20 protein-coding genes are annotated in these 21,828 nt (G+C 68.2%); 14 read left to right on the top strand and 6 right to left on the bottom strand.

From position 1 onward, the window contains the following. The first annotated feature begins 20 nt into the window (after positions 1 to 20). The 4 genes from pqqB to pqqE are packed head-to-tail and all read left to right on the top strand — an operon-like array spanning position 21 to position 3,199. Positions 21 to 938 carry a pyrroloquinoline quinone biosynthesis protein PqqB gene (gene pqqB, locus QZ709_RS17570; RefSeq protein WP_294638760.1) on the top strand — a complete coding sequence of 306 codons (918 nt, stop codon included), beginning with the start codon at positions 21 to 23 and terminating at the stop codon, positions 936 to 938. Then, positions 935 to 1,702, top strand: coding sequence for a pyrroloquinoline-quinone synthase PqqC (pqqC, locus tag QZ709_RS17565; RefSeq protein WP_294638759.1), 768 nt, complete (start codon positions 935 to 937; stop codon positions 1,700 to 1,702). Before pqqB ends, pqqC begins: the two co-directional genes overlap by 4 nt. Before the next feature lie 16 nt (positions 1,703 to 1,718). Then, positions 1,719 to 2,030, top strand: coding sequence for a pyrroloquinoline quinone biosynthesis peptide chaperone PqqD (pqqD, locus tag QZ709_RS17560; protein ID WP_294638758.1), 312 nt, complete (start codon positions 1,719 to 1,721; stop codon positions 2,028 to 2,030). Continuing rightward, on the top strand, positions 2,027 to 3,199 hold the full coding sequence (pqqE, locus tag QZ709_RS17555; RefSeq protein WP_294638757.1) for a pyrroloquinoline quinone biosynthesis protein PqqE: 1,173 nt from the start codon (positions 2,027 to 2,029) through the stop codon (positions 3,197 to 3,199). Before pqqD ends, pqqE begins: the two co-directional genes overlap by 4 nt. Here the strand turns inward: pqqE and QZ709_RS17550 are convergent. After that, on the bottom strand, positions 3,174 to 4,133 hold the full coding sequence (locus QZ709_RS17550; RefSeq protein ID WP_294638756.1) for a LysR family transcriptional regulator: 960 nt from the start codon (positions 4,131 to 4,133) through the stop codon (positions 3,174 to 3,176). The two genes, pqqE and QZ709_RS17550, sit on opposite strands and share 26 nt — an antisense overlap. A 90-nt stretch (positions 4,134 to 4,223) precedes the next feature. Between QZ709_RS17550 and yegQ the strand changes: the two genes are divergently transcribed. From yegQ to QZ709_RS17505, 9 genes are all read left to right on the top strand, one after another. After that, positions 4,224 to 5,621, top strand: coding sequence for a tRNA 5-hydroxyuridine modification protein YegQ (gene yegQ / locus QZ709_RS17545; protein WP_294638754.1), 1,398 nt, complete (start codon positions 4,224 to 4,226; stop codon positions 5,619 to 5,621). A gap of 110 nt (positions 5,622 to 5,731) precedes the next feature. Next, positions 5,732 to 7,198 (top strand): form I ribulose bisphosphate carboxylase large subunit, encoded by a 1,467-nt coding sequence (locus QZ709_RS17540; RefSeq protein ID WP_294638753.1) that lies wholly within the window; start codon positions 5,732 to 5,734, stop codon positions 7,196 to 7,198. Between the two features lie 15 nt (positions 7,199 to 7,213). Continuing rightward, positions 7,214 to 7,666, top strand: a complete 453-nt coding sequence (locus QZ709_RS17535; RefSeq protein ID WP_294638752.1) for a ribulose bisphosphate carboxylase small subunit — start codon at positions 7,214 to 7,216, stop codon at positions 7,664 to 7,666. A gap of 98 nt (positions 7,667 to 7,764) precedes the next feature. Further along, entirely contained in the window at positions 7,765 to 8,718 is a 954-nt protein-coding gene (gene cbbX, locus QZ709_RS17530; protein ID WP_294638751.1) for a CbbX protein, read from the top strand. Further along, a complete protein-coding gene (locus tag QZ709_RS17525; RefSeq protein WP_294638750.1) occupies positions 8,709 to 9,791 on the top strand; it encodes a class 1 fructose-bisphosphatase in 1,083 nt (360 codons plus the stop codon). Before cbbX ends, QZ709_RS17525 begins: the two co-directional genes overlap by 10 nt. A gap of 10 nt (positions 9,792 to 9,801) precedes the next feature. Continuing rightward, positions 9,802 to 10,686, top strand: coding sequence for a phosphoribulokinase (locus tag QZ709_RS17520; RefSeq protein WP_294638749.1), 885 nt, complete (start codon positions 9,802 to 9,804; stop codon positions 10,684 to 10,686). Positions 10,687 to 10,904: 218 nt separating this feature from the next. After that, a complete protein-coding gene (locus QZ709_RS17515) occupies positions 10,905 to 11,498 on the top strand; it encodes a thioredoxin family protein (protein WP_294638748.1) in 594 nt (197 codons plus the stop codon). 259 nt (positions 11,499 to 11,757) lie between these two features. After that, the gene (locus QZ709_RS17510) at positions 11,758 to 12,360 is read left to right on the top strand and encodes an isoprenylcysteine carboxylmethyltransferase family protein (protein ID WP_294638747.1); all 603 of its coding nucleotides are present in this window, start codon (positions 11,758 to 11,760) and stop codon (positions 12,358 to 12,360) included. Positions 12,361 to 12,407: 47 nt separating this feature from the next. Continuing rightward, complete coding sequence (locus QZ709_RS17505) at positions 12,408 to 13,808, top strand: acyltransferase (protein WP_294638745.1); 1,401 nt, start codon at positions 12,408 to 12,410, stop codon at positions 13,806 to 13,808. Here QZ709_RS17505 and QZ709_RS17500 read toward each other — a convergent pair. Genes QZ709_RS17500 through QZ709_RS17480 form a run of 5 tightly spaced genes read right to left on the bottom strand, consistent with a single transcriptional unit; the run spans position 13,762 to position 19,559 of the window. After that, a complete protein-coding gene (locus QZ709_RS17500; RefSeq protein WP_294638744.1) occupies positions 13,762 to 15,240 on the bottom strand; it encodes an alpha/beta hydrolase domain-containing protein in 1,479 nt (492 codons plus the stop codon). The two genes, QZ709_RS17505 and QZ709_RS17500, sit on opposite strands and share 47 nt — an antisense overlap. Before the next feature lie 5 nt (positions 15,241 to 15,245). Next, a complete protein-coding gene (locus QZ709_RS17495; RefSeq protein WP_294638742.1) occupies positions 15,246 to 16,415 on the bottom strand; it encodes an ABC transporter permease in 1,170 nt (389 codons plus the stop codon). A gap of 9 nt (positions 16,416 to 16,424) precedes the next feature. Next, the gene (locus tag QZ709_RS17490; RefSeq protein WP_294638741.1) at positions 16,425 to 17,585 is read right to left on the bottom strand and encodes an FtsX-like permease family protein; all 1,161 of its coding nucleotides are present in this window, start codon (positions 17,583 to 17,585) and stop codon (positions 16,425 to 16,427) included. 12 nt (positions 17,586 to 17,597) lie between these two features. Further along, positions 17,598 to 18,305 (bottom strand): ABC transporter ATP-binding protein, encoded by a 708-nt coding sequence (locus QZ709_RS17485; protein WP_294638739.1) that lies wholly within the window; start codon positions 18,303 to 18,305, stop codon positions 17,598 to 17,600. Between the two features lie 21 nt (positions 18,306 to 18,326). Further along, positions 18,327 to 19,559, bottom strand: coding sequence for an efflux RND transporter periplasmic adaptor subunit (locus tag QZ709_RS17480; RefSeq protein ID WP_294638737.1), 1,233 nt, complete (start codon positions 19,557 to 19,559; stop codon positions 18,327 to 18,329). Between the two features lie 315 nt (positions 19,560 to 19,874). On the opposite strand from QZ709_RS17480, the gene QZ709_RS17475 reads away from it, so the two are divergent. Next, positions 19,875 to 21,746, top strand: coding sequence for a glucokinase (locus tag QZ709_RS17475; RefSeq protein WP_294638735.1), 1,872 nt, complete (start codon positions 19,875 to 19,877; stop codon positions 21,744 to 21,746). Positions 21,747 to 21,828: the final 82 nt, after the last annotated feature.

Genomic DNA, 21,828 nt, shown 5'->3' with positions numbered 1-21,828 from the left:
CCTGAACCGGATTCCCTTCTGTGAAAATCCGCATTCTGGGCAGCGCCGCCGGTGGTGGCTTTCCGCAGTGGAACTGCAACTGCCACAACTGCCGCGGCTGGCGCGAAGGCACTGTGCGAACCAAGGCGCGCACCCAGTCTTCGATTGCCGTCAGCGCCGATGACGAACGCTGGCTGCTGTTCAATGCCTCGCCCGACATCCTGCAGCAGCTGCGCGAGTTTCCAGCGCTGCAACCGGGCCGCGCCCTGCGCGACACCGCCATCGAGGCCATCGTGCTGATGGACGCGCAGATCGATCACACCACCGGCCTCTACATGCTGCGCGAGCACCGCCAGCCGTGGGCCATCTGGTGCACGGCGCCGGTGCGCAGCGACCTGATGGGCGGCAACCCGCTGTTCCAGGTGCTGTCGCACTACAGCGGCGTGGCGTGGCACGCGATGCCGCTGGACGAGGCCGGCTTTGCCATCGACCGCCTGCCCGGCCTGCGCCTGCAGGCGCTGCCTCTGCTGTCGAACGCCCCGCCTTACTCGCCCCGCCGCGATCAGCCCGACCCGGGCGACAACGCCGGGATGCTGGTTCGTGATGCGCGCAGCGGCCGCAGCCTGTTCTACGCGCCCGGCCTCGGGCAGATGGAGCCCCATGTGTGGGCCGCCATGCAGCAGGCCGACTGCGTGCTGGTGGACGGCACACTGTGGACGGACGACGAGATGATCCGCCTGGGTGCGTCCACGCGCACTGCCCGTGCCATGGGCCACATGCCGCTGAGCGGCGAGGACGGCATGCTGGCCTGGCTCGACCGCCTGCCCGCCACGACGCGCAAGGTGCTCATCCACATCAACAACACCAACCCCATCCTCGACGAGGACAGCCCCGAGCGCGCCGAACTGGCCCGCCGCGGCGTCGAGGTGGCCGAAGACGGCATGGAGATCATTCTGTGAGCCACACGCACCACCAGGCCCATTGGGTCGACGATGGCCGGCCACGCTGGTCGGCCGACGAGTTCGAAGCCCGCCTGCGCGAGAAGGGCACCAGCTACCACATCCACCATCCCTTCCACGTGATGATGGCCGAGGGCAAGCTCACTCAGAAGCAGATGCAGGGCTGGGTGGCCAATCGCTATCTGTACCAGGTGGCCATTCCCATCAAGGACGCGGCCATTCTGTCGAACTGCCCGGATCGCGAGATCCGGCGCGAGTGGATCGAGCGCATCCTCGATCACGACGGGCGCCAGGTGGACGGCGTGCGTGAAGAAGGCGGCATCGAGGCGTGGATCCGTCTGGGCGAGGCCGTGGGCCTGACCCGCGACGACGTCGTGTCCGAGCGCCTGGTGGCCCCGGCCGCACGCTTCGCGGTCAACGCCTATGTGAACTTCGCGCGGCAGCAGCCCTGGCAGGAGGCCATCGCATCCAGCCTGACCGAACTGTTTGCCCCGCACATCCACCAGCAGCGGCTGGACCTGTGGCCCGAGGCCTACCCATGGATCAAGGCGGAGGGCCTGCAGTACTTCCGCAACCGCCTGACCCAGGCCCGGCGCGATGTGCAGCATGGCCTGCGCTTCACGCTCGACTATTTCAGCCAGACGCGTGCGCTGCAGGAGCGCGCGCTCGAGATCCTGCAGTTCAAGCTCGATGTGCTGTGGGCGCTGGCCGACGCCATCATGCTGAGCCAGTGCAAGGTCGAGATCACCGGGCCGCGGGCCTGACACCGGACACGACAGCATGAGCCACGCCAACCTGCCTGCCACACAGACCGCGCCGGACGACACACCCCGCGTGCGCGCGCCTTATCGGCTGCAATGGGAGGCGGCCCAGGATGCCTGGGTGCTGCTCTACCCCGAGGGCATGATCAAGCTGAACCGCAGCGCGGGCGAGATCATGCAGCGCTGCGATGGCGAGCGAAGCGTGCAGGCCATCGTGACCGAGCTGGAGCAGGCCTTCCAGACCACGGGCTTGCAGGCCGACGTGCTGGCCTTTGTCGACATGGCGCGGGCCCAGCGTTGGCTGGACATCACGCCGGTGGTGCCCGCATGAGCGTCGACATGACGGCCGCGCCCGACCGGCCTTCGGCTGCCGCGCCGCGCCCCGGCCCGCCGCTCTGGCTGCTGGCCGAGCTGACCTACCGCTGCCCGCTGCACTGTGTGTTCTGCTACAACCCGGTGGACTTTGCGCAGACCACGCCCGAGCAGGAGCTGAGCACCGAAGACTGGTTCCGCGTGTTGCGCGAGGCCCGCGCCGCCGGCAGCGTGCAGCTCGGCTTGTCGGGCGGCGAGCCGCTGGTGCGTGACGACCTCGAAGCCATCGTGGCCGAGGCACACCGCCTGGGCTTCTACACCAACCTGCTCACATCGGGCGTGGGCCTGACCGAGTCGCGCATTGCCGCGCTCAAGGCCGCCGGTCTGGACCACATCCAGCTGTCGTTTCAGGACGCCACGCGCGAGGTCAACGATTTCCTGTCCAGCACCAAGACCTTCGAGCTCAAGCAGAAGGTGGCCGGCCTGATCAAGGCCCATGGCTACCCGATGGTGATGAACGTGGTGCTGCACCGTCTGAACATCGACCACATCGGCGAGATCATCGCGATGGGCGACGCGCTGGGTGCCGAGTACATGGAGCTGGCCAACAGCCAGTACTACTCATGGGCCCATCTGAACCGCGCGCAGCTACTGCCCACCCGCGCGCAGCTGGAAGCCGCCGAGCGCACCACCCAGGCCTGGCGCGAGAAGCTCGGCGACCGCATGCGCCTCTTCTTCGTCGTGCCCGACTACCACGGAGACCGGCCCAAGAAGTGCATGAATGGCTGGGGCAATGTCTTCCTGACTGTCACGCCCGATGGCACCGCCTTGCCATGCCACACCGCGAAGATGCTGCCCGGGCTGGCCTTTCCGAATGTGCGCGAGCAGTCGATCGAGTCCATCTGGTACGCGTCCGAAGGCTTCAACCGCTACCGGGGCGACGGCTGGATGAAAGACCCGTGCCGTACCTGCCCCGAGAAGGAAAAGGACCTGGGTGGGTGCCGCTGCCAAGCCTACATGCTCGCGCAGGACCCGGCCGCGGCCGACCCGGTGTGCAGCCTGTCGCCGCACCATTACCTGATCGAGCAGGCCGTTGCGCAGGCCGAAGCCGGTGTGCGCGAGCAGCCGCTGGTGTTCCGCGACCCGAAGGCCTCGCTCGCGCTCAGCGGGACTCGATCGCAGCCTTGATCGGCTGGCCCAGCAGCGCCTCGGCCTGCGCGGCCAGCAGAGCCTCGGCCTCGTCCAGCAGGAAGTAGCGGAAGGCCTCGGCAGCCGGCGACAACACCTTCGAGGCCTCGTGCACGATGTTCCAGGTGCGCACCACCGGCGTGTCTTCGAACTCGACCACGTGCAGCAGGCCCGCCCGCAGTTCGCTGGCCACCGCGTGCAACGACAGAAAGCCGATGCCCATGCCCGCCATCACCGAGGCCTTCAGCGTCTCGTTGCTGGGTATGGTCATGGCCACGCGCGGGTCGAGCCGGTGTTCGCGCAGGTAGGCGTCCAGCGCCGCGCGCACCTCGGCTCCGGGCTCGCGCACGATCAGCGGGTGGCGCACCAGCGCGTCGAGCGGCGGGTGGCCCACGCCCAGCAGCGGGTGGCCCGGCGCGCACACGAACACCATGGGGTGGGCGGCAAAGGGCTCAGCCCGCATGGCCACCTCGCGCGGGGGGCGGCCCATCACGGCCAGGTCGATCTCGTTGCCATGCAGGCGGTCCAGCAGCTTGCTCAGGTCGCGCGTGACGTCCAGCCGCACGTCGATGCCGGGGTGCTCGGCCTGGAAGCGCGCCAGCAGCGCGGGCAGGAAGTAGCCGGCGGTGCTCAGCAGGCCGATGGTCAGCACGCCGGTTTCCACCTTGCGGAAGCGGGCCATGACGTTTTCCGCGTCCTTCAGGGTGGACAGCAGCCGGCGCGCGTAGACCAGAAAGTACTCGCCCGCCATCGTGAGCTGCACCTGGCGCCCCTGGCGCTCGAACAGCGGCAGGCCCACGTGGCCTTCCAGCTCCTTGACCTGCATGGTCACGGCTGGCGGCGTGAGGTGCAGGGCCTCGGCGGCGCGTGCAAAGCTCAGGTGCCGCGCGACCTCGGTGAAGACGCGGAGTTGACGAAAGGTGACGCTGCGCATGCGGTGGAAGCGAGGTGAATACGCGGTGGTGGGGTGGGGGGATCGCGCCGGGGGATGCCGTGAGACCCGCGAACAGCGACAATACCGCCCGTGAAACGCCCAGCCCCCGAACTGCTCCTGCCCGCCGGCTCGCTCGACAAGATGCGCGCCGCCTATGACTTTGGCGCCGATGCGATCTACGCCGGCCAGCCGCGCTACAGCCTGCGTGCCCGCAACAACGAGTTCCGCCTGGAACAGTTGCAGCAGGGTATCGAAGAGGCTCGCGCGCGCGGCAAGAAGTTCTACGTTACCAGCAACCTGCTGCCGCACAACGACAAGGTGCGCACCTATCTGCGGGACATCGAGCCCGTGATCGCGATGAAGCCCGATGGCCTGATCATGGCCGACCCGGGCCTGATCATGATGGTGCGCGAGAAGTGGCCCGAGGTGCCCATCCACCTGTCGGTGCAGGCCAACACGGTCAACCACGCCTCCGTGAAGTTCTGGGGCAAGGTGGGGGTGCAGCGCATCATCCTGTCCCGCGAGCTGAGCCTGGACGAGATCGAGCAGATCCGCCAGGAATGCCCAGACATGGAGCTGGAGGTGTTCGTGCACGGCGCGCTGTGCATTGCCTACTCTGGCCGCTGCCTGCTGTCGGGCTACTTCAACCGCCGCGACCCGAACCAGGGCACCTGCACCAACGCCTGCCGCTGGGAGTACAAGACCCATGGCGCCACCGAGCAGTCGGACACCGGCGAGGCGGTGCCGCTGAAGCTGGAAGGCGACTTCAACTTTGCCCGCGAGCAGGAAGCCGCCGAAAAGGCCTTCTCGGGCTGCGGCGACGGCAAGCGCCACCCGGCGGCCGACCGGGTCTACCTGCTGGAAGAAGCCGAGCGCCCGGGCGAGCTCATGCCCATCATGGAAGACGAGCACGGCACCTACATCATGAACTCGAAGGACCTGCGGGCCGTCGAGCATGTGGCGCGCCTGGCCGAGATCGGGGTCGATTCGCTCAAGGTCGAAGGCCGCACCAAGTCGCTGTATTACGTGGCGCGCGTGGCCCAGGTCTATCGTCAGGCCATCGACGATGCCGTGGCTGGCCGGCCGTTCAACCCCGACCTGCTGCTGCAGCTCGAAGGCATGGCCAACCGCGGCTACACCAGCGGCTTCCTGCAGCGCCGCCCGGCCCAGGACTACCAGAACTACATCACCGGGCACTCGCAGTTCCACCGCAGCCAGTTCGTGGCCGAAGTGCGTGAAACGGGTACCGATGGCTGGGCCGAGGTCGAGGTCAAGAACCGCTTCGATGTGGGCGACACGCTGGAGATCATCCACCCGAAGGGCAACCTGCAGTTCCGGCTGGACGCCATGCGCAACATGGACGGCGATCCGATCACCGCGGCACCCGGCAGCCCGCTGCACGTGCGCATTCCGCTCGACGCCCGGTACGCCGGTGCCCTGGTGGCCAAGTTGCTGGTTCCTCAGAACGCGGAAGCGTCACCTGCGTGAGGTGGTTTGTTAAGTGATTGCTGAACTGGCTGAAAAGAAAAACTGAATTTACCTTAGCGACCTCGCTTCCTACAGTCGGCTGATCCATCGATCAGACATGGGGGCAGGTCATGAACAAGCCAGTCGAAGAGGGCATCATCCGCGACGCCCGGCAGCGCTACAGCGCCGGGGTGCTGAAGTACCGCCAGATGGGCTACTGGGAGCCCGACTACGTTCCGAAGGACACGGACGTGGTGTGCCTCTTCCGCATCACGCCGCAGGACGGCGTGGACCCGGTCGAGGCCGCGGCCGCGGTGGCCGGCGAAAGCAGCACCGCCACCTGGACGGTGGTCTGGACGGACCGCCTCACGGCCTGCGACACCTACCGGGCCAAGGCCTTCAAGGTGGAGCCCGTGCCCGGCCAGCCGGGACAGGTGTTCGCTTCGGTGGCCTACGACCTCATCCTCTTCGAGGAAGGCTCGATCGCCAACATGACGGCCAGCCTGATCGGCAACGTCTTCAGCTTCAAGCCGCTGAAGGCCTGCCGGCTGGAGGACATCCGCATCCCGGTGGCGTACGTCAAGACCTTCAAGGGCCCGCCCACCGGCTTGATCGTCGAACGCGAGCGGCTCGACAAGTTCGGCCGCCCGCTGCTGGGCGCCACCACCAAGCCCAAGCTCGGCCTGTCCGGCCGCAACTATGGCCGCGTGATCTACGAAGGCCTGAAGGGCGGGCTCGATTTCATGAAGGACGACGAGAACATCAACTCGCAGCCCTTCATGCACTGGCGCGACCGCTTTCTGTACGTGATGGACGCGGTCAACAAGGCCACCGCCGCCACCGGCGAGGTCAAGGGCAGTTACCTGAACGTGACCGGCGCGACGATGGAAGACATCTACGAGCGCGCCGAGTTTGCGAAGGAGTTGGGCTCGGTCGTCGTCATGGTCGACCTGATCGTTGGCTGGAGCGCCATCCAGAGCCTGGCCAACTGGGCACGCAAGCACGACATGATCGTGCACATGCACCGTGCTGGCCATGGCACCTACACGCGGCAGAAGTCGCACGGGGTCAGCTTCCGGGTCATGGCCAAGTGGCTGCGCCTGGCGGGCGTCGACCACCTGCATGCAGGCACCGCCGTGGGCAAGCTCGAAGGCGATCCACTGATGGTGCAGGGCTACTACAACGTCTGCCGCGAGGCCTACAACCGGCAGGATCTGCCGCGCGGGCTGTTCTTCGACCAGGACTGGGCCGACCTCAAGAAGGTGATGCCGGTGGCCTCGGGCGGCATCCACGCCGGGCAGATGCACCAGCTGCTGAGCCTGTTCGGCGACGACGTGATCCTGCAGTTCGGCGGCGGCACCATCGGCCACCCCGCCGGCATCCAGGCCGGCGCCGTGGCCAACCGCGTGGCGCTTGAAGCCATGGTGAAGGCACGCAACGAGGGACGTGACATCGACGAGGAAGGCCCCGAGATCCTGCAGCAGGCCGCCCGTTGGTGCGCGCCGTTGGCCCAGGCGCTCGATACCTGGAAGGACGTGGCCTTCAACTACGCCTCGACCGACACCAGCGACCACGTCGCCACCCCCGCCCTTGCCTGACCCGGAGCGCACGCCATGATGACCAACCCGACCGGCCGGCTCACCCAGGGCCAGTTCAGCTTCCTGCCCGACCTGAGCGACGACGAGATCCGCCTGCAGATCCAGTGGGGCTTGCGCCAGGGCCACGCGTGGAGCGTGGAATACACCGACGACCCGCATCCGCGCAACACCTACTGGGAGATGTTCGGCATGCCGATGTTCGACCTGGAAGACGCGGCCGGCGTGATGCAGGTGCTGGGCGAATGCCGCGCGACCTTTCCCCAGTACTACATCCGGCTGGTGGCGTTCAACGCCACACGCGGCATCGAGTCCATCACGATGAGCTTCATCGTGCAGCGGCCCGCATCCGAAGCGGGCTTCGGACTGGTGCGCGCCGAAGGTTGGGGCCGCATGCAGCGCTATACCGTGCGCGGCTACGAGGCCGAGCGGCCTGAAGGTGAGCGTTACGGAGCCGGGGCCACCTCATGACGGCGCCGGTGTTCCGGCTGCCCGGGGCGCCGGTGCCGGCGGCGCCGCGCGATGCGAAGGCCCAACAGCCATGGACTTCGTCACCGCAGCAGCCTGGCGTGCCAGGTGCCGATGCAGCCGGTGCGCCTGCGCTGCCGGATCGCGCGCCACGGACCGTGGACGAGGTGCTGGCCGACACGCAGGTGGAATCGGTGCTGGACGAGCTGGACACCGAGCTGGTGGGCCTGCAGCCCGTGAAGCAGAAGGTGCGCGAGCTGGCGGCCTTGCTGGTGATCGACCGGCTGCGGGCCGCCCATGGCCTGGGCACCGGCACGCCCAGCCTGCACATGTGCTTCACCGGCAACCCGGGCACAGGCAAGACCACGGTGGCGCAACGCATGGCCACCATCCTGCACCGGCTGGGGCATGTGCGCACGGGGCATCTGGTGTCGGTCACGCGCGACGACCTGGTGGGCCAGTACATCGGCCACACGGCGCCCAAGACGAAAGAGGTGCTCAGGCGCGCCATGGGCGGTGTGCTGTTCATCGACGAGGCCTACTACCTCTATCGCCCCGAGAACGAGCGCGACTACGGCGCCGAGGCCATCGAGATCCTGCTGCAGGTGATGGAGAACCACCGCGATGACCTCGTGGTGATCCTGGCGGGCTACCCCGACCGCATGCAGACCTTCTTTCAGTCCAACCCGGGTCTGAGCAGCCGCATCGCGCACCACATCGATTTTCCGGACTACGACCCGCCCGACTTGCTGCAGATTGCCGATCGCATGCTGGATGCCGAGCGCTATCGGTTCGGACCGGGCGCGCGCGAGGCATTCGCTCATTACGTGAGCCTGCGGCGCGAGCAGCCGCACTTTGCCAACGCGCGCAGCGTGCGCAACGCGCTGGAGCGCGCGCGCCTGCGCCAGGCCAGCCGTCTGTTTGCCGAACGCCACGCCGTGCTCGACGAAGCCGCGCTGGCCACGCTCACCGTCGCCGACTTTGCCGCCAGCCGGGTGTTCCGGCAGGCCGCCCCCGAATCTGCAACCCTCCCTGGAGCGTCACCATGTCGCTGACCCATCCCCTCACCCTGACGCAATACCTCATCGAGCAGCGTCGCCGCTTTCCGGGCGCCAGCGGCGCGCTCAATGCCTTGATCCTCGACGTGGCCCTGGCCTGCAAGGCCATTGCGCGCACGGTTGCCTTCGGCCGCCTGGCTCCTGGCCTCGATCAGGTCGGAGGCCAGACGAATGTGCAGGGCGAGGTTCAGCAGCCGCTCGATGTGCTGAGCAACGAAGTCTTTCTGCGCCGCACCGAGTGGGCGGGGCATCTGGCCGGCATGGCCTCTGAAGAAATGGCCGAGCCCTACCAGATCCCCCAGGCCTGGCCGCGCGGCAAGTACCTGCTGGTGTTCGATCCGCTCGATGGCTCGAGCAACATCGACGTCAACCTCACTGTGGGCAGCATCTTCTCCATCCTGCGGGCGCCCGCGGGCGTGACGGCGGGCGAGCGCGATGTGGAGGAGGCCGACTTCCTGCAGCCCGGTGCGGCGCAGGTTGCTGCAGGCTATGCCCTGTACGGCCCCAGCACCATGTTCATCCTGAGCGTGGGCAACGGCGTGGTCGGCTTCACGCTCGATCCCAACCTGGGCGAGTTCATGCTGACCCATCCTCAACTGCAGGTGCCGGAGCACACGCGCGAGTTCGCGATCAATGCGTCCAACAGCCGCTTCTGGGAGCCACCCGTCAAGCGCTATGTGGACGAGTGCCTGGCCGGTGCGGCCGGGGCGCGCGGCTCGGACTTCAACATGCGCTGGATCGCGTCGATGGTGGCCGAGGCCCACCGCATCCTGATGCGGGGCGGCGTGTTCCTGTACCCGCGCGATACGCGAGAGGCAAGCCGGCCGGCCCGTCTGCGCCTGCTGTACGAGGCCAACCCCATCGGCTTCATCATGGAGCAGGCGGGAGGACGGGCCTCGACCGGCCGCCAGCCGCTGCTGGGCGTGCGGCCCACCTCGCTGCACCAGCGCATCGGGCTGGTGTTCGGCTCGCGTGCCGAGGTGGAACGCATCGAGCGTTACCACCACGAGCCCGTCACGCGCAGCGACCTGAACCCGCTGTTCGCCGAGCGCAGTCTGTTCCGCGACTGAAGGGGGCACCATGTCCGAACGCCATCCCATCATCGCGATCACGGGCTCGTCCGGGGCGGGCACCACATCGGTGACGCGCACCTTCGAGGCCATCTTCCGCCGTGAGGGCGTGAAGGCCGCCCTCATCGAAGGCGACAGCTTCCATCGCTACGACCGCAGCGAGATGCGTGCGCGCCAGGCCGAGGCCGAACGCTCCGGCAATGGCCATTTCAGCCATTTCGGGCCGGAGACCAACCTGTTTGCCGAGCTGGAGCAGCTGTTTCGCAGCTATTCGGAAACCGGCACGGGCAAGGCCCGCCACTACCTGCACGACGCGAGCGAAGCCGCACCCTACGGTCAGGAGCCAGGCACCTTCACGCCCTGGGAAGACCTGCCGTCCGACACCGACCTGCTGTTCTACGAAGGCCTGCACGGTGCCGTGGTCACGCCCCAGATCGACATCGCGCGCTACCCTGACCTGCTGATCGGCGTGGTGCCGGTGATCAACCTCGAGTGGATCCAGAAGCTGTGGCGCGACAAGCATGTGCGCGGCTATTCGGCCGAGGCCGTGACCGACACCATCCTGCGCCGCATGCCGGACTACGTGAACTACATCTGCCCGCAGTTCGCGCACACGCATGTGAACTTCCAGCGCGTGCCGGTGGTCGACACCTCCAACCCCTTCATCGCACGCGACATCCCCACCGCCGACGAGAGCCTGTGCGTGATCCGGTTTGCCAATCCCAAGGGCATCGATTTCCCGTATCTGCTCAACATGATCAACGACTCCTTCATGTCGCGCGCCAACACCATCGTGGTGCCGGGAGGCAAGATGGCGCTGGCCATGCAACTCATCTTTACACCCTTCATCTGGCGGATGATGGAGCGTCGGCAACGCGCGCTGGCGGGGTACTGAGGCGTGTCATCCGTGTGTCACCCTGACGCACCCGGCCCTGTTACGAAGCGGGGCTTGCGTTCACCGGAAGGGTGTGATTCCATCACGGAAAGCGCAGCCTACGAAGGCCTTGCGTGCCCGCCCGGGAGGGCGTCGGCAGCACGAGGCCCGGGCCCGGCATGCCGCTTTCCTCCCGTGTTCGTGTTCCCTTGCAGTACCTCGCCTGAAAGGACATCACCATGGCCCTGACCACCCCGATCGCCGACATCGGCTGGCCCGCCGCCCCGTTCCGCCTGCTGGGCGTCGACAGCCATTACCACTCGCTCAAGCAGCTGATGGGACGCCGCGGCACGGTCGTGGCCTTCATCTGCAACCACTGTCCTTACGTGCAGGCGATGATGCCGCGGCTGATCCGCGATGCACGCGAACTGGCCACCATCGGTGTCAACGTGGTGGCCATCAATTCCAACGATGCCACGGCCTACCCCGAGGACAGCTTTGCCGCCATGAAGCAGCAGGCCCGCGCCTGGGATCTTCCCTTCCATTACCTGTACGACGAGACGCAGGCCGTGGCGCGCGCGTACGGTGCGGTGTGCACGCCCGATTTCTTCGGCTTCGATGCCGAGATGCGCCTGCAGTACCGCGGGCGTCTGGATGCAGGGCGTGTGGAGCCGGTCGAGGCCGAGCTGCCGCGCGAACTGTTCGATGCGATGCGGCTGGTGGCCCACCTCGGCTATGGGCCGGGCGAGCAGGAGCCCAGCATCGGCTGCAGCATCAAGTGGCGCGAGCCGCAGGAAGTGGCCGAGCGCAGCCTGATCCAGGACGCGCTGTGAACCTGCAGGGCGCTGGCTGAGCGCCTGGCCGCGGTGCCTGGCCTCGTGCCGGTTGAGCCCGGGCCAGCGATCCGCCCGAACCTGCTTTCCCCATGATGACGCCCGCCATTGCGCGGGCGTTGTCGTTGATGGAGGCGGGTGTCGCACGCTCCCCCCATCCCCCCGCGGATGCGGGCCCGGCTGCAGGGGAAAGCACTTGGCGGGCCGCGCAGGAGGCCGCACCACAATCTGCTCAGCGTTCAACATGATGCGAGCAGTGATGGACCCGCTTCGACCCTTGATCTTCGTGTGGCCAGAAGGCCTGCTCATCTGGGCCGTGATGGCCTGGGCCCTGTGGATGGAATGGCGCCAGCTGCAGCGCAAGAAGGCCTTCTCGGGCGGCCACGATGGCGACGACCGCTACTCCGGACTGGTGATCTCGATCGGGGCCTCCATGCTGCAGGTGGCGGCTGTGCTGGCTGCCTGGCACGCGCCCACCGCGCTGCAGGACGACGGACGGCTGTGGGCGTATCACGGTGGCGTGGCGGTGATCGTGGCGGGCATGCTGCTGCGCATGCATTGCTGGGCGGCGCTGGGCCGCTTCTTCACCCACACTGTCACCGTCCAGTCCGACCACCAGGTGGTCGATGTGGGAGCCTATCGCTACCTGCGCCACCCGTCCTATCTGGGCGCGCTCATGACGCTGGGGGGCTTCGGGCTGATGCTGGGCAACCTGGCCAGCCTGGCGGTGATGCTGGTCGGCTCGTGGGCCATTTACCTCTATCGCATCCACGTGGAAGAGGCGGCCCTGGAGGCCGCCCTGGGCGACGCCTACCGGCGTTTCAAGCAGACGCGCAAGCGCCTGATTCCCTTTGTCTATTGATTTCTACTGATGTCTGCTGCAGGCGTCCGCGATCCGGAGGTGCTGTCATGGCCGCGTTGAAGTCGTCGCTGGTGCGCCAGGTTCGCTTGCAGGCCGGGGTGCAAGGCCCGCCGCAACGCCTGACCGGGTCGGACCTGTTCAACGGGCACGTGGGCATCCCGGTGATGCTGGTCTATCCGCAAGGCTTCGACGTGGTGCGGGCCGAGCGGGCCTTGCGTGAGGTGCTGCGTGGCTACCCCATCATCACGGGCCGCCTGAAGAAGGACGCAGATGGCCACGCCTTCGTTGACTGCAACGACGCCGGCATCGACTTCCGCGTGCACGCCTGCCGCGGTGCGGCGCCCGCGTATGGCGTCGAGCGCCCGATGGGCCGCGACCTGCGGCGCTACTTCAAGCCTTTTCTGCCGTGGCGCATCGTGGGGCGCGACGTGCCGCTGCTGCAGGTCGATGTCTGGCGCTTCGACGATGGCGGCATCGTGCTGTCGTGCTACGGCCCGCACTCGGTGTTCGACGGCGTCAGCTTCTGGCAGTTCATGCAGGACTGGTCGCGTGCCTGCCTGGGTGAGAGCGTGCCCTTGCGCTCGTTCGACCGTCAGCCGCTGGTGGACGCCGTGGCCGACCGCCCACCGCGCAGCGAGGCCGGCCTGCTGTATGACCCCAGCATGACCGAGCGCATGGGCCTGTTTGCGCGGCTGGGCTGGCAGGCATTGCATTTGCGCAAGGCGGTGTTGCGCGTGCCGGCGGTGCTGGTGCGGCGCTGGAAGGAGGAGGCCCGCGAGTGCGGCGAGGCGACCGCGGCGGTCAGCACCTCGGAGCTGGTGGCCGCGTTCTGCCTCAAGCACATGTCGCCGCTGCTGCAGCCCGGTGTCGAGCGCAGCGTAGGCATCGTGCTGGATCTGCGCGCCCGGCGGCGGTTGCGCATTCCCCGTGATTACTTCGGCAATGCACTGGGCTATGGCGAAGGGCGCAGCACGGCCGCCGAGGTTGCGAGCCTGTCACTGCCCGAGCTGGCATTGCGCTGTCGGCCCACGGCCGCACAAGTGGCCCATGAGGAACTGTTCGACCTGCTGGCGCTGATGGAGCGCTATCGCCAGCGCAAGGCGGTGTGGCGCCTGTTCATGCGGCCGGCAGCCGAGACGCTGCGCGCGGGCTTCATCCTGAACAACTGCGTGAACTTTCCGATCTACCGCATCGACCTGGGGCAGGGCGGTCCGGCCTGGTACGACATCTGTGGTGTCGCTTTCCGGATGCTGATGGTGGTGGCCATACCGGAGGGCGACGACGGGGTGGATCTGCACCTGACTGCCCGCCCTGGCGAGCTGGCGGCGGTTCAGACGGCGTTGCAGGCGGCCATCCTGGATGCCGCGCGGCAGTCGGGACGGACCGAGGCGGTGGGGGCGCTCAGCGCGACGCCGGCCACGGGGTCCGGCGCGCTGTCTCCAGCGTGAGGGCGTGGTCGGCCGGGCGCAACAGCCCGCTCTGCAGCAGCCGATCGGCCGACGTCTGCACCGCCCGCAGCCAGCTGGCCCGATCGCCGTAACGCCGTTGCAGTCGTTCTGCCGACAAGGGCACGGTGCTGCCGCCGGCGATGCAGGTGTACAGACCCCGCACCGAAGGCCAGCCCCGGCTGACGTTGCCGTAGGTGCCGAAGCGGGCAAGCGGGGCATCGATCTCGGGCAGACGCAGGCCGCCGAGCACGTTGCCATCGTCGTCGTGCGCCAGAAAGCCCAGCGGGCCCCGGCCCATGCGCGGCACGGTGGGGGGTGGCACCCCGTCGACCACCCAGCGGCGCAGCGCATGCAGGGCCGCCGCATCGGCGTGGCGCAAGGGCAGGGCGTTGAGCGGTTTGAGGCAAACGGGCTCGCTGTCGAGCCAGTCGCGCGGTGCGACGGCGCGGGTCTCGGCCTGCACATCGGCGTCGAGGTGGGCGGCTCCCGCGACCTCCCAGTAGCGCACGCTGGCGGTATCCGGGGTCTTGGACAAGGGCCAGCTCACCGACACCTCCATCTCGGTTTGCACTTGCATGACGGGCCGATTCAGGTCGGCACGCAGGCGTGGGGCAAATGCGTGGCCCTCGTCGCCGTTCAAGGGGGCCGCCACGGGCGCGGCACCGTGCAGCAGCGTGCCGTCGAGTCGCCGTAGGACCGGCTCGAAGGCGTTCAACCACGTGGTGAGAAACACCGCAGATTGCGAGTACCCGACGCCCAGCAAGCGCAGTCGCGGCGGAGCGGGGATGCCGAGCAGGCGCTGCGCGTGCTGACGAACGGTCTGCAAGGCATCGCCATAGACGTCCCAGGCGTAAGCATCACCCGGTAGGCGCAGCACGTCGTAGCGGTGCGGTCCCTGGGCCAGCAAGCCGGGCAGGGCCTCGGCCTGCACACTGACGCCGACCCACGCGTAGCCTTCACGCAGGATCTCGTCGCGCAGGAGGATCCAGCCGCCATCCAGGTCGAACTTCAGCGTGCTGTTCAGCCACTCGACCAGCACGATGCCGTTGAAGCGGGTCGGGTCGGCCGGACGCCGAACCAGCAACCGGGTCTGATAGGGGCGGGCGCTGCCTGCGCGCGGGCGGGCGGCCCAGCGGCCATCTTCCGAGCGGCTGCCTGCCCGGTCGTGGACCTGCGCGGTGCCGCCGAGCCACCACTCCTGCTCGGTGTAGCCCCGGGCGATCAGGTCGGCGGCGCGGCTGGTGGCCTGGGCCGCGCCGATGCCGGGGGTCAGCGTGGGCGGGGGGCGCACGGCGCTCGGCGCCTCTGTCCCGACGGGGGGCACCGCAGCCACAGCGGGATTGGACTGGCTCGCACCATGAGCCAGCGCACCCGCCAGCAGGCAAGACAGCCATGCCGCCCGGAGTGCCACGTGGGTCGGAGGGGATGCCATGGCGGTCAGGCCTGTCGCAGGCACTCGATGATGCTCAGCCGGGCTGCGCGCCAGGCCGGCACGAAGCCGCCCAGAAAACCCATCAGCAGGGCGAAGGCCATGGTCTGCGTGGCCACCGCCGGGGTGAAGCGAAAGCGGAAGGCGATCTCGGAGAAGGTCTGGTAGTTGACGGTGGAGATGTTGACCATTTGCATCAGCGAGGCGCCACCCAGCCCCACCAGGCCGCCGACCAGCGCCAGGCCGAGCGACTCGCCCAGGAAGGCGATCAGCACGGCCTCCTTGCGAAAGCCGAGGGCGCGCAGCGTGCCGATTTCGCCGATGCGCGAGGCCACGGCCGCGAACATGGTGATCATGGCGCCCACGATGGCACCGATCGAGAAGATCACCGACAGGGACAGGCCCAGCAGCTTGATGAAGCGCGACATGGACTCGGACTGTTCGGCATAGAAGCGTTGCTCGAGCTTGGCATCCATCTGCAGGCGCGGGTCGGCGGCCATGGCCTGGCGCGAGGCGTCGAAGGCGCCGGGGTAGCTCAGGCGGTACAGCAGGGTCGAGTACACGGCGCGCCGGAAGGCCTGCATGACCTGTTCACTGTCGGCCCACAGCTCGGAGTCGAAGCCGCTGCGCTGCGCATCGAAGTGTCCGACGACGAGCCAGTCGCGGCCGGCGAAGTGCAGCGTGTGCCCGATCTCCATGCTGGCGAAGCCGCGTGCGATGCCCGAGCCCACGATGACTTCCGACGTGCCGGGCCGGAACATGCGCCCGCGGACCAGCCGCACCTGCGGGCGCAACGACATGCCGACCGCATTGGTGCCGCGCACCATCACGTTGCTCATCTCGCCGCCATCGCGCTTGGGCAGGTTGTTGAGCACCACCACCTCGCGCGAGACCCGCTTGCGCCCCAGGCTGTCGGTGGCCACGGCCGGCAGGGCCTCGATGGCGGCGGCCTGATCGCGGGTGATGGCCGAGTTGATCTCGGTGCCCGCGCCCTTGCGCAGCACGATGACGTTGTCGAGCTGGCCGGTGGCCACCATGGTCTCGTTGATGCCCTCGCTCATCATCAGCACGGTGGCGAACACGAACACGACCAGGGCCATGCCGCCGGCCGTCAGGGCGGTGGTGACGCGGCGCACCCAGAGGTTGCGCATCACGTAGGAGAGGGGGATGGCGCGCATGAGGAGGCGTCAGGCAACGTGGCGCAGGCCTTGCACGATGTCGATGCGCGACATCTTCCAGGCGGGCCAGGCGGCCGCAATCAGCCCGACCACCAGGGCGGCGCCGGCCTGGATCAGCATGGTTTCCTGCGAGATCTCGAAGACCTTGAACAGCTGCTGGGTCTGCGACAGGAAGGCGCTGGCCAGCGGGAAGGTCGCTGCGATGCCGATGGCCCCGCCGATGGCCGCGATCATCAGGCTCTCACCAAACAGCAGCTTGACCACGAAGGCCGGCGAAAAGCCCAGGGCCTTGAGCGTCGCGTATTCGGCCAGGCGCTCGCGCGCGGTCATGGTCATGGTGTTGGCCATCACAGCCATGATGATGAGGATGACGACAAAGCTCACCGCGCGGATGGCCATCAGCACCGCCTGGCTCATGGCCACGATGCCGAGCTGGAAGGACTTCTCCGTTTCGGTGCGGGTCTCGGCGCCGGAGTTCTTGAACAGGGCGTCGATCTCCTGCGAGATGGCGGCGGCGCGATTTGGGTCTTTGATGCCCACCACATACAGGCCCACCTGGTTGGCCTGGGCCGAGCCCACGCGCTTGCGCACGCTTTCGGCCAGCAGCGACCAGTGCATCAGCATCAGTGTTTCGTCGGTGCGGGCGTCGGCACCGGTGTAGATGCCGCGGATCGTGAAGTTCCAGTTGCCAGGGTAGATGTTGCCCTGCAGCGGGATGGTGTCACCCACCTGCCAGCCAAAGCGCTGCGCCGTCTTGCGGCCCACAATGGCGCCCTGACGGTCGGCCAGGAAGGCGAGCTGCTGCTCGTCGCTGACGCGGTACTCCGGGTAGAGCGCGAAGTAGCTGGGTCCGTCCACGGCAAAGCGCGCGAAGAAGTTCTTGCGGTCGATGTAGATGCCACCGAACCAGTTGGCCCAGGTCACGTGCGTGACGCCCTCGATCTTGCGGATGCGCTCGGCGTAGTACAGCGGCAGCGGGTAGCCCACCGAGATGGCGCTGCGCGTGATGAGCCGCGTGCTCGAGGTTGCGTCCACGCCCGCATACCAGGCATCGACGATGGTGCGCAGCAGCCCGAAGGCGCTGATGGCCACGATCAGGCCCACCATGGTCAGCAGCGTGCGCAGCTTGTGCCGGAAGGCGTTCTTCAGCAGCAGCTTGAACAGGAACATCGGCGGCCCGGTTCAGTGGGCCTCGGCCGGGTCGCTGACCAGCACGCCCTTCTCGAGGTGGATCATGCGGCTGGCGCGGGCCGCGGCCTTGGGGTCGTGCGTCACCATCACGATGGTCTTGCCCAGATCACGGTGCAGCTCGTCCATCAGGGCCAGCACCTCTTCGCCAGTGGCGCGGTCCAGGTCGCCCGTGGGCTCGTCGGCCACGATCAGCGTCGGGTCGGTCACCAGCGCGCGGGCAATGGCCACGCGCTGCTGTTGCCCGCCGGACAGCTCGTTCGGGTAGTGGTCCATGCGGTCGGCCAGGCGCACCATCTCCAGGGCCGCCTCGACGTGGGCCTTGCGCTGCTTGCGGCTCAGGTGGGTCAGCAGCAGCGGCAGCTCGACGTTTTCGTACGCCGTCAGCACCGGCATCAGGTTGTAGAACTGGAAGATGAAGCCGACGTTGGCGGCGCGCCAGTCGGCCAGGGCCGTTTCATCCAACGTGGCGATGTCGACCCCGTTGATGGCGATGGTGCCGCTGCTGGGCTGGTCGATGCCGGCAATGAGGTTGAGCAGCGTGCTCTTGCCCGAGCCGCTGGGGCCCATCAGCGAGACGAACTCGGCTTCCGTCACCTCGAGGTTGATGTCGCGCAGCACAGGAATGGGCTGCCCGCCGCGGGTGTAGGTCTTGCTGAGGTGATCGATGCGGATCACCGGTTCACGTTTCGGGGACTGCATGGTGAACGGCCTCGCGCGCGGTCAGGAGGTGCTCAGCGCGACGCGAGCGCCGTCCTTGAGACGCGCGGGCGGTGTGACCACGATCTTGTCCCCCGGCTTGATGGCCCCGGCCACTTCGCGCAGGTCACCCAGCTGGCGTCCGGGCTTGACGGCCACGGCCTCGACCGTGCTGGCCTCGCCCTGGCCCTGCAGGCGCCAGACCACGCTCTGTCCATCGCGTTCGGTGATGGCGGTGGCGGGCACAGCCGTCACCGGTTGCTGATCGGCCTCGGTGATGGCCTTGGACAGGAAGGCGACCTTGGCGCTCATCTCGGGCAGCACGCGCGGGTCGAGCTGGTCGAAGCGGATCTTGGTCATGACGGTGGCCTTGGCTCGGTCCACCGTGGGGACGATGCCGACCACCTGCCCGCGGAAGCGGGTGCCGGGCAGGGCGTCCAGCGTGATCTCGACCGGTTGACCGGGACGGGCCTTCGACAGGTTGCCTTCCGACACATCGGCCTCGACCTCGAGGGTGCTCATGTCGGCCATGGTGACCACCGCACCCTGGGCGCCCGCTGCGCTCGACATCGGCAGGATGATGTCGCCGACGTTGGCGTTCTTCACCAGCACCACCCCGTCGAAGGGCGCGCGGATTTCGGTGTAGTCCAGCGCCACCTTCTGGGCCTTGAGCTGGGCGCGCGCCTGCGCCAGCGCGGCTTCTGCGGCGGCCACCTGGGCGAACACGGCCTTGTTCTTGGCCACGACGTTGTCGACCATCTGCCCCGAGACAAAGCCTTGGGACTCGAGGCTGCGGGTGCGCGCGGTTTCGGCACGCGCGTTGATGAGCTGCACCGTGGCCTGCTTGTGGTTGGCTTCGGCCTGGTGCACGGCCGCCTCGGCGGCCAGGATGGTGGCCTGGATGTCGCTGGCGTCGAGCCGGGCCAGCAGCTGGCCCTTCTGCACCTGCGAGCCCTCGCGCACGTTCAGCTCGATCAGGCGGCCCGAGGCCTTGGACGACACAGCGGCCCGCCGTTGGGCCACGACGTAGCCGGCTGCCGTGAGCTGCACATACTGTTGCGACGGGGTGCTCTGCACGACCGACGTGGCCGTGACCGGCACGGTGCGCGGATACAGCGCCCAGGCGCCGGCCGCGGCCAGGCTGATGCCGGCTGCGACGACCCAGGGCAGGAGCGCGGGGCCTCGCCGGGCCGTCGCCTGCGCGCTGCGGTCGATCTTCAGTCGGGCCAGGGCGGAGGGGGCGGCTGCGTCGGTCATGGTGTCACTGCGGGGTAGGTCGGCTGCCGGCCGCACCGCGTCCGGCTCATGGGGCTGAACGGAGCGTGGTTGACGTGCATCGGAGCGCGTGTATCAGGTTGACGACAGGCTAAGTCAGATGAACGGGCGTTCGCCTAAGGGATTGCATGGCTCCCCCCCCGGACCGGGTGGGAAGAGAAGGCGCTCACCTATACTGGGCTGCATGACTCGGTGACACGCCGCCCCTGCGTGGATGCCGTGTCGCGCTTTCTGCCATCCGGGTCCGACGCGCCTCTGCACGAGGTCGGTCTCCCATCCCGTCGAATGCCTTTGTCCATGGACGACACTCGTCTGCTTGCCCTGCTGGACCCTGCCGGTCGCCTGTGTCTGTGTCGCCCCGATGGACAGACCGAAGGTGGCCTGCCAGTGGTGAGCCAGCGCAGCTGCTCGGGGCCGGCGCAGTTGGCGCAGGCGCTGAAAGCCGGTTGGGTTGAACGGGCCGGCCGGCAGGGGCCGACCTTGCGGCATCTGGCCCTGGCCGTGGCAGGCACGGTGCAGGGGGACGAGGTGGTGCTGACGCACAAGGGTTGGCGCTTCTCCGTGGCGGCCCTGCGCGAGGCACTGGGTTTGGACACCCTGCTGGTGGTCAACGACTTCACCGCACTGGCCATGGCCTTGCCTCATCTGCCTGAGTCCGCCTGTCAGCCTCTGGGAGGCGGGCGCGCGCAGCCCGGTGGGGTGATCGGCCTCATCGGCCCCGGTGAGGGGCTGGGCGTGTCGGGTCTGATTCCGGCAGACGACCGCCGCATCACGCTGGGCAGCGAGGGGGGGCACATCAGCTTCGCCCCAGCGGACGACACTGAGCTCGCCATCCTGCAGGCTGCCTGGCGCCGCTGGCCCCACGTGTCGGCCGAGCGATTGGTGTCGGCCGACGGGTTGCGCTTCATCTGGCAGACGCTGGGGCCGCGTGGGGAGCCGCCCCGGCCGGATCGGAGCACGCCGCATGCAGGCACTGGCGCGCCCGAGGCTCCGGAGGCCACGGCGTTGATCGACCAGGCCCACGCCGGGGACGCCCGCAGCGCTGCAGCCGTGGCCGTGTTCGGGCGCATGCTGGGCACGGTGTCGGCCGATGTGGCCCTGATGCTGGGGGCTGTCGGCGGTGTCTATCTGGGCGGGGATCTGCTGCCCCGCATGGGTCCGTTGTTGGCCGCCTCGGGCTTCCGCGAGCGCTTCGAAGCCAAAGGCCGTTTCTCGTCCTGGCTGGCGGCGGTGCCCACCGTGCTGGTGACCGCGCCCTGGCCTGTGTTCACGGGCCTGGCTGTGCTGCTGACCCATCATGTGCGCGAGCATGCAGCTGCGCATGACGGCGGGCTGATCGCGCGCATCAAGGTCCTGCGGGATGAACTGAGCCGCGCCGAGCAGCGTGTGGCCGATCACCTGCTGGCCCATCCACGGGCCTTCATGAACGAGCCGGTGGCCGAGATCGCTCGCCAGGCCGAGGTGAGTCAGCCCACCGTGATCCGTTTCTGCCGCAGCCTGGGCTTCGAGGGCCTCTCCGACTTCAAGCTGAAGCTGGCCTCGGGGCTGACGGGCACCATTCCGCTGCGTCACAGCCAGGTCCGGGTGGACGACGCGGCACCGGATCTGTCGGCCAAGGTGCTGGACAACACGGTGTCGGCCATCGTGAAGTTGCGTGACGGGCTCAATGGGCAGGCCGTTGGGCGGGCGATCGAGCTGCTTCGGCAGGCGCGCCGCGTGGAGTTCCACGGCGTCGGCAACTCGCACATCGTGGCGGTGGATGGCCAGTACAAGTTCCTGCGCTTCGGCATTCCTGCCATGGCCCATGCCGACAGCGCCCTGCAGGCCATGGCTGCCGACCTGCTGGGGCCTGGCGACGTGGTGGTCGCGGTGTCCCGGTCGGGTGCCATGCCCGACCTCATCCACGCGGTCGACAAGGCCCTGAACGCAGGCGCCACCGTGGTGGCCATCACGGCCAGCGACTCACCGCTGGCCCGCCGTGCCACCGTCACCCTGGCGGTCGACCATGTCGAAGGCCGCACGGAGCAGCTCTCGATGGTCTCGCGCATCCTGCACTTGCTGATGATCGACGTGCTGGCGGTGGGCGTAGCCATGCAGCGGCCGGGTGCCGTGAAGTCGCCGTTCGGCCTGCGTGAGGATGCGGCCGCGTGGATCTCGCACGCGCGCTGACCGGGCAAAAAAAGACCGACCGGGCGCGGGGCCGGGTCGGTCAAAAAGTCGCGCCGCGCGGGGCGCTGACCCCATACAACAC

The sequence above is a fragment of the uncultured Aquabacterium sp. genome, from assembly GCF_913773725.1.
Classification (GTDB): domain Bacteria; phylum Pseudomonadota; class Gammaproteobacteria; order Burkholderiales; family Burkholderiaceae_C; genus Aquabacterium.
Note: the sequence above shows the minus strand (reverse complement) of the source record. Positions and strands in the feature narration are given on the sequence as shown.

Coding starts and splice junctions, on each gene's coding strand:
- QZ709_RS17550 (WP_294638756.1), bottom strand. CDS start 4,133: ATGCGCAGCGTCACCTTTCGTCAACTCCGCGTCTTCACCGAGGTCGCG.
- pqqE (WP_294638757.1), top strand. CDS start 2,027: ATGAGCGTCGACATGACGGCCGCGCCCGACCGGCCTTCGGCTGCCGCG.
- QZ709_RS17485 (WP_294638739.1), bottom strand. CDS start 18,305: ATGCAGTCCCCGAAACGTGAACCGGTGATCCGCATCGATCACCTCAGC.
- pqqD (WP_294638758.1), top strand. CDS start 1,719: ATGAGCCACGCCAACCTGCCTGCCACACAGACCGCGCCGGACGACACA.
- QZ709_RS17480 (WP_294638737.1), bottom strand. CDS start 19,559: ATGACCGACGCAGCCGCCCCCTCCGCCCTGGCCCGACTGAAGATCGAC.
- QZ709_RS17510 (WP_294638747.1), top strand. CDS start 11,758: ATGGACCCGCTTCGACCCTTGATCTTCGTGTGGCCAGAAGGCCTGCTC.
- QZ709_RS17490 (WP_294638741.1), bottom strand. CDS start 17,585: ATGTTCCTGTTCAAGCTGCTGCTGAAGAACGCCTTCCGGCACAAGCTG.
- QZ709_RS17505 (WP_294638745.1), top strand. CDS start 12,408: ATGGCCGCGTTGAAGTCGTCGCTGGTGCGCCAGGTTCGCTTGCAGGCC.
- QZ709_RS17540 (WP_294638753.1), top strand. CDS start 5,732: ATGAACAAGCCAGTCGAAGAGGGCATCATCCGCGACGCCCGGCAGCGC.
- QZ709_RS17525 (WP_294638750.1), top strand. CDS start 8,709: ATGTCGCTGACCCATCCCCTCACCCTGACGCAATACCTCATCGAGCAG.
- QZ709_RS17535 (WP_294638752.1), top strand. CDS start 7,214: ATGATGACCAACCCGACCGGCCGGCTCACCCAGGGCCAGTTCAGCTTC.
- QZ709_RS17475 (WP_294638735.1), top strand. CDS start 19,875: ATGGACGACACTCGTCTGCTTGCCCTGCTGGACCCTGCCGGTCGCCTG.
- QZ709_RS17520 (WP_294638749.1), top strand. CDS start 9,802: ATGTCCGAACGCCATCCCATCATCGCGATCACGGGCTCGTCCGGGGCG.
- QZ709_RS17500 (WP_294638744.1), bottom strand. CDS start 15,240: ATGGCATCCCCTCCGACCCACGTGGCACTCCGGGCGGCATGGCTGTCT.
- QZ709_RS17495 (WP_294638742.1), bottom strand. CDS start 16,415: ATGCGCGCCATCCCCCTCTCCTACGTGATGCGCAACCTCTGGGTGCGC.
- QZ709_RS17515 (WP_294638748.1), top strand. CDS start 10,905: ATGGCCCTGACCACCCCGATCGCCGACATCGGCTGGCCCGCCGCCCCG.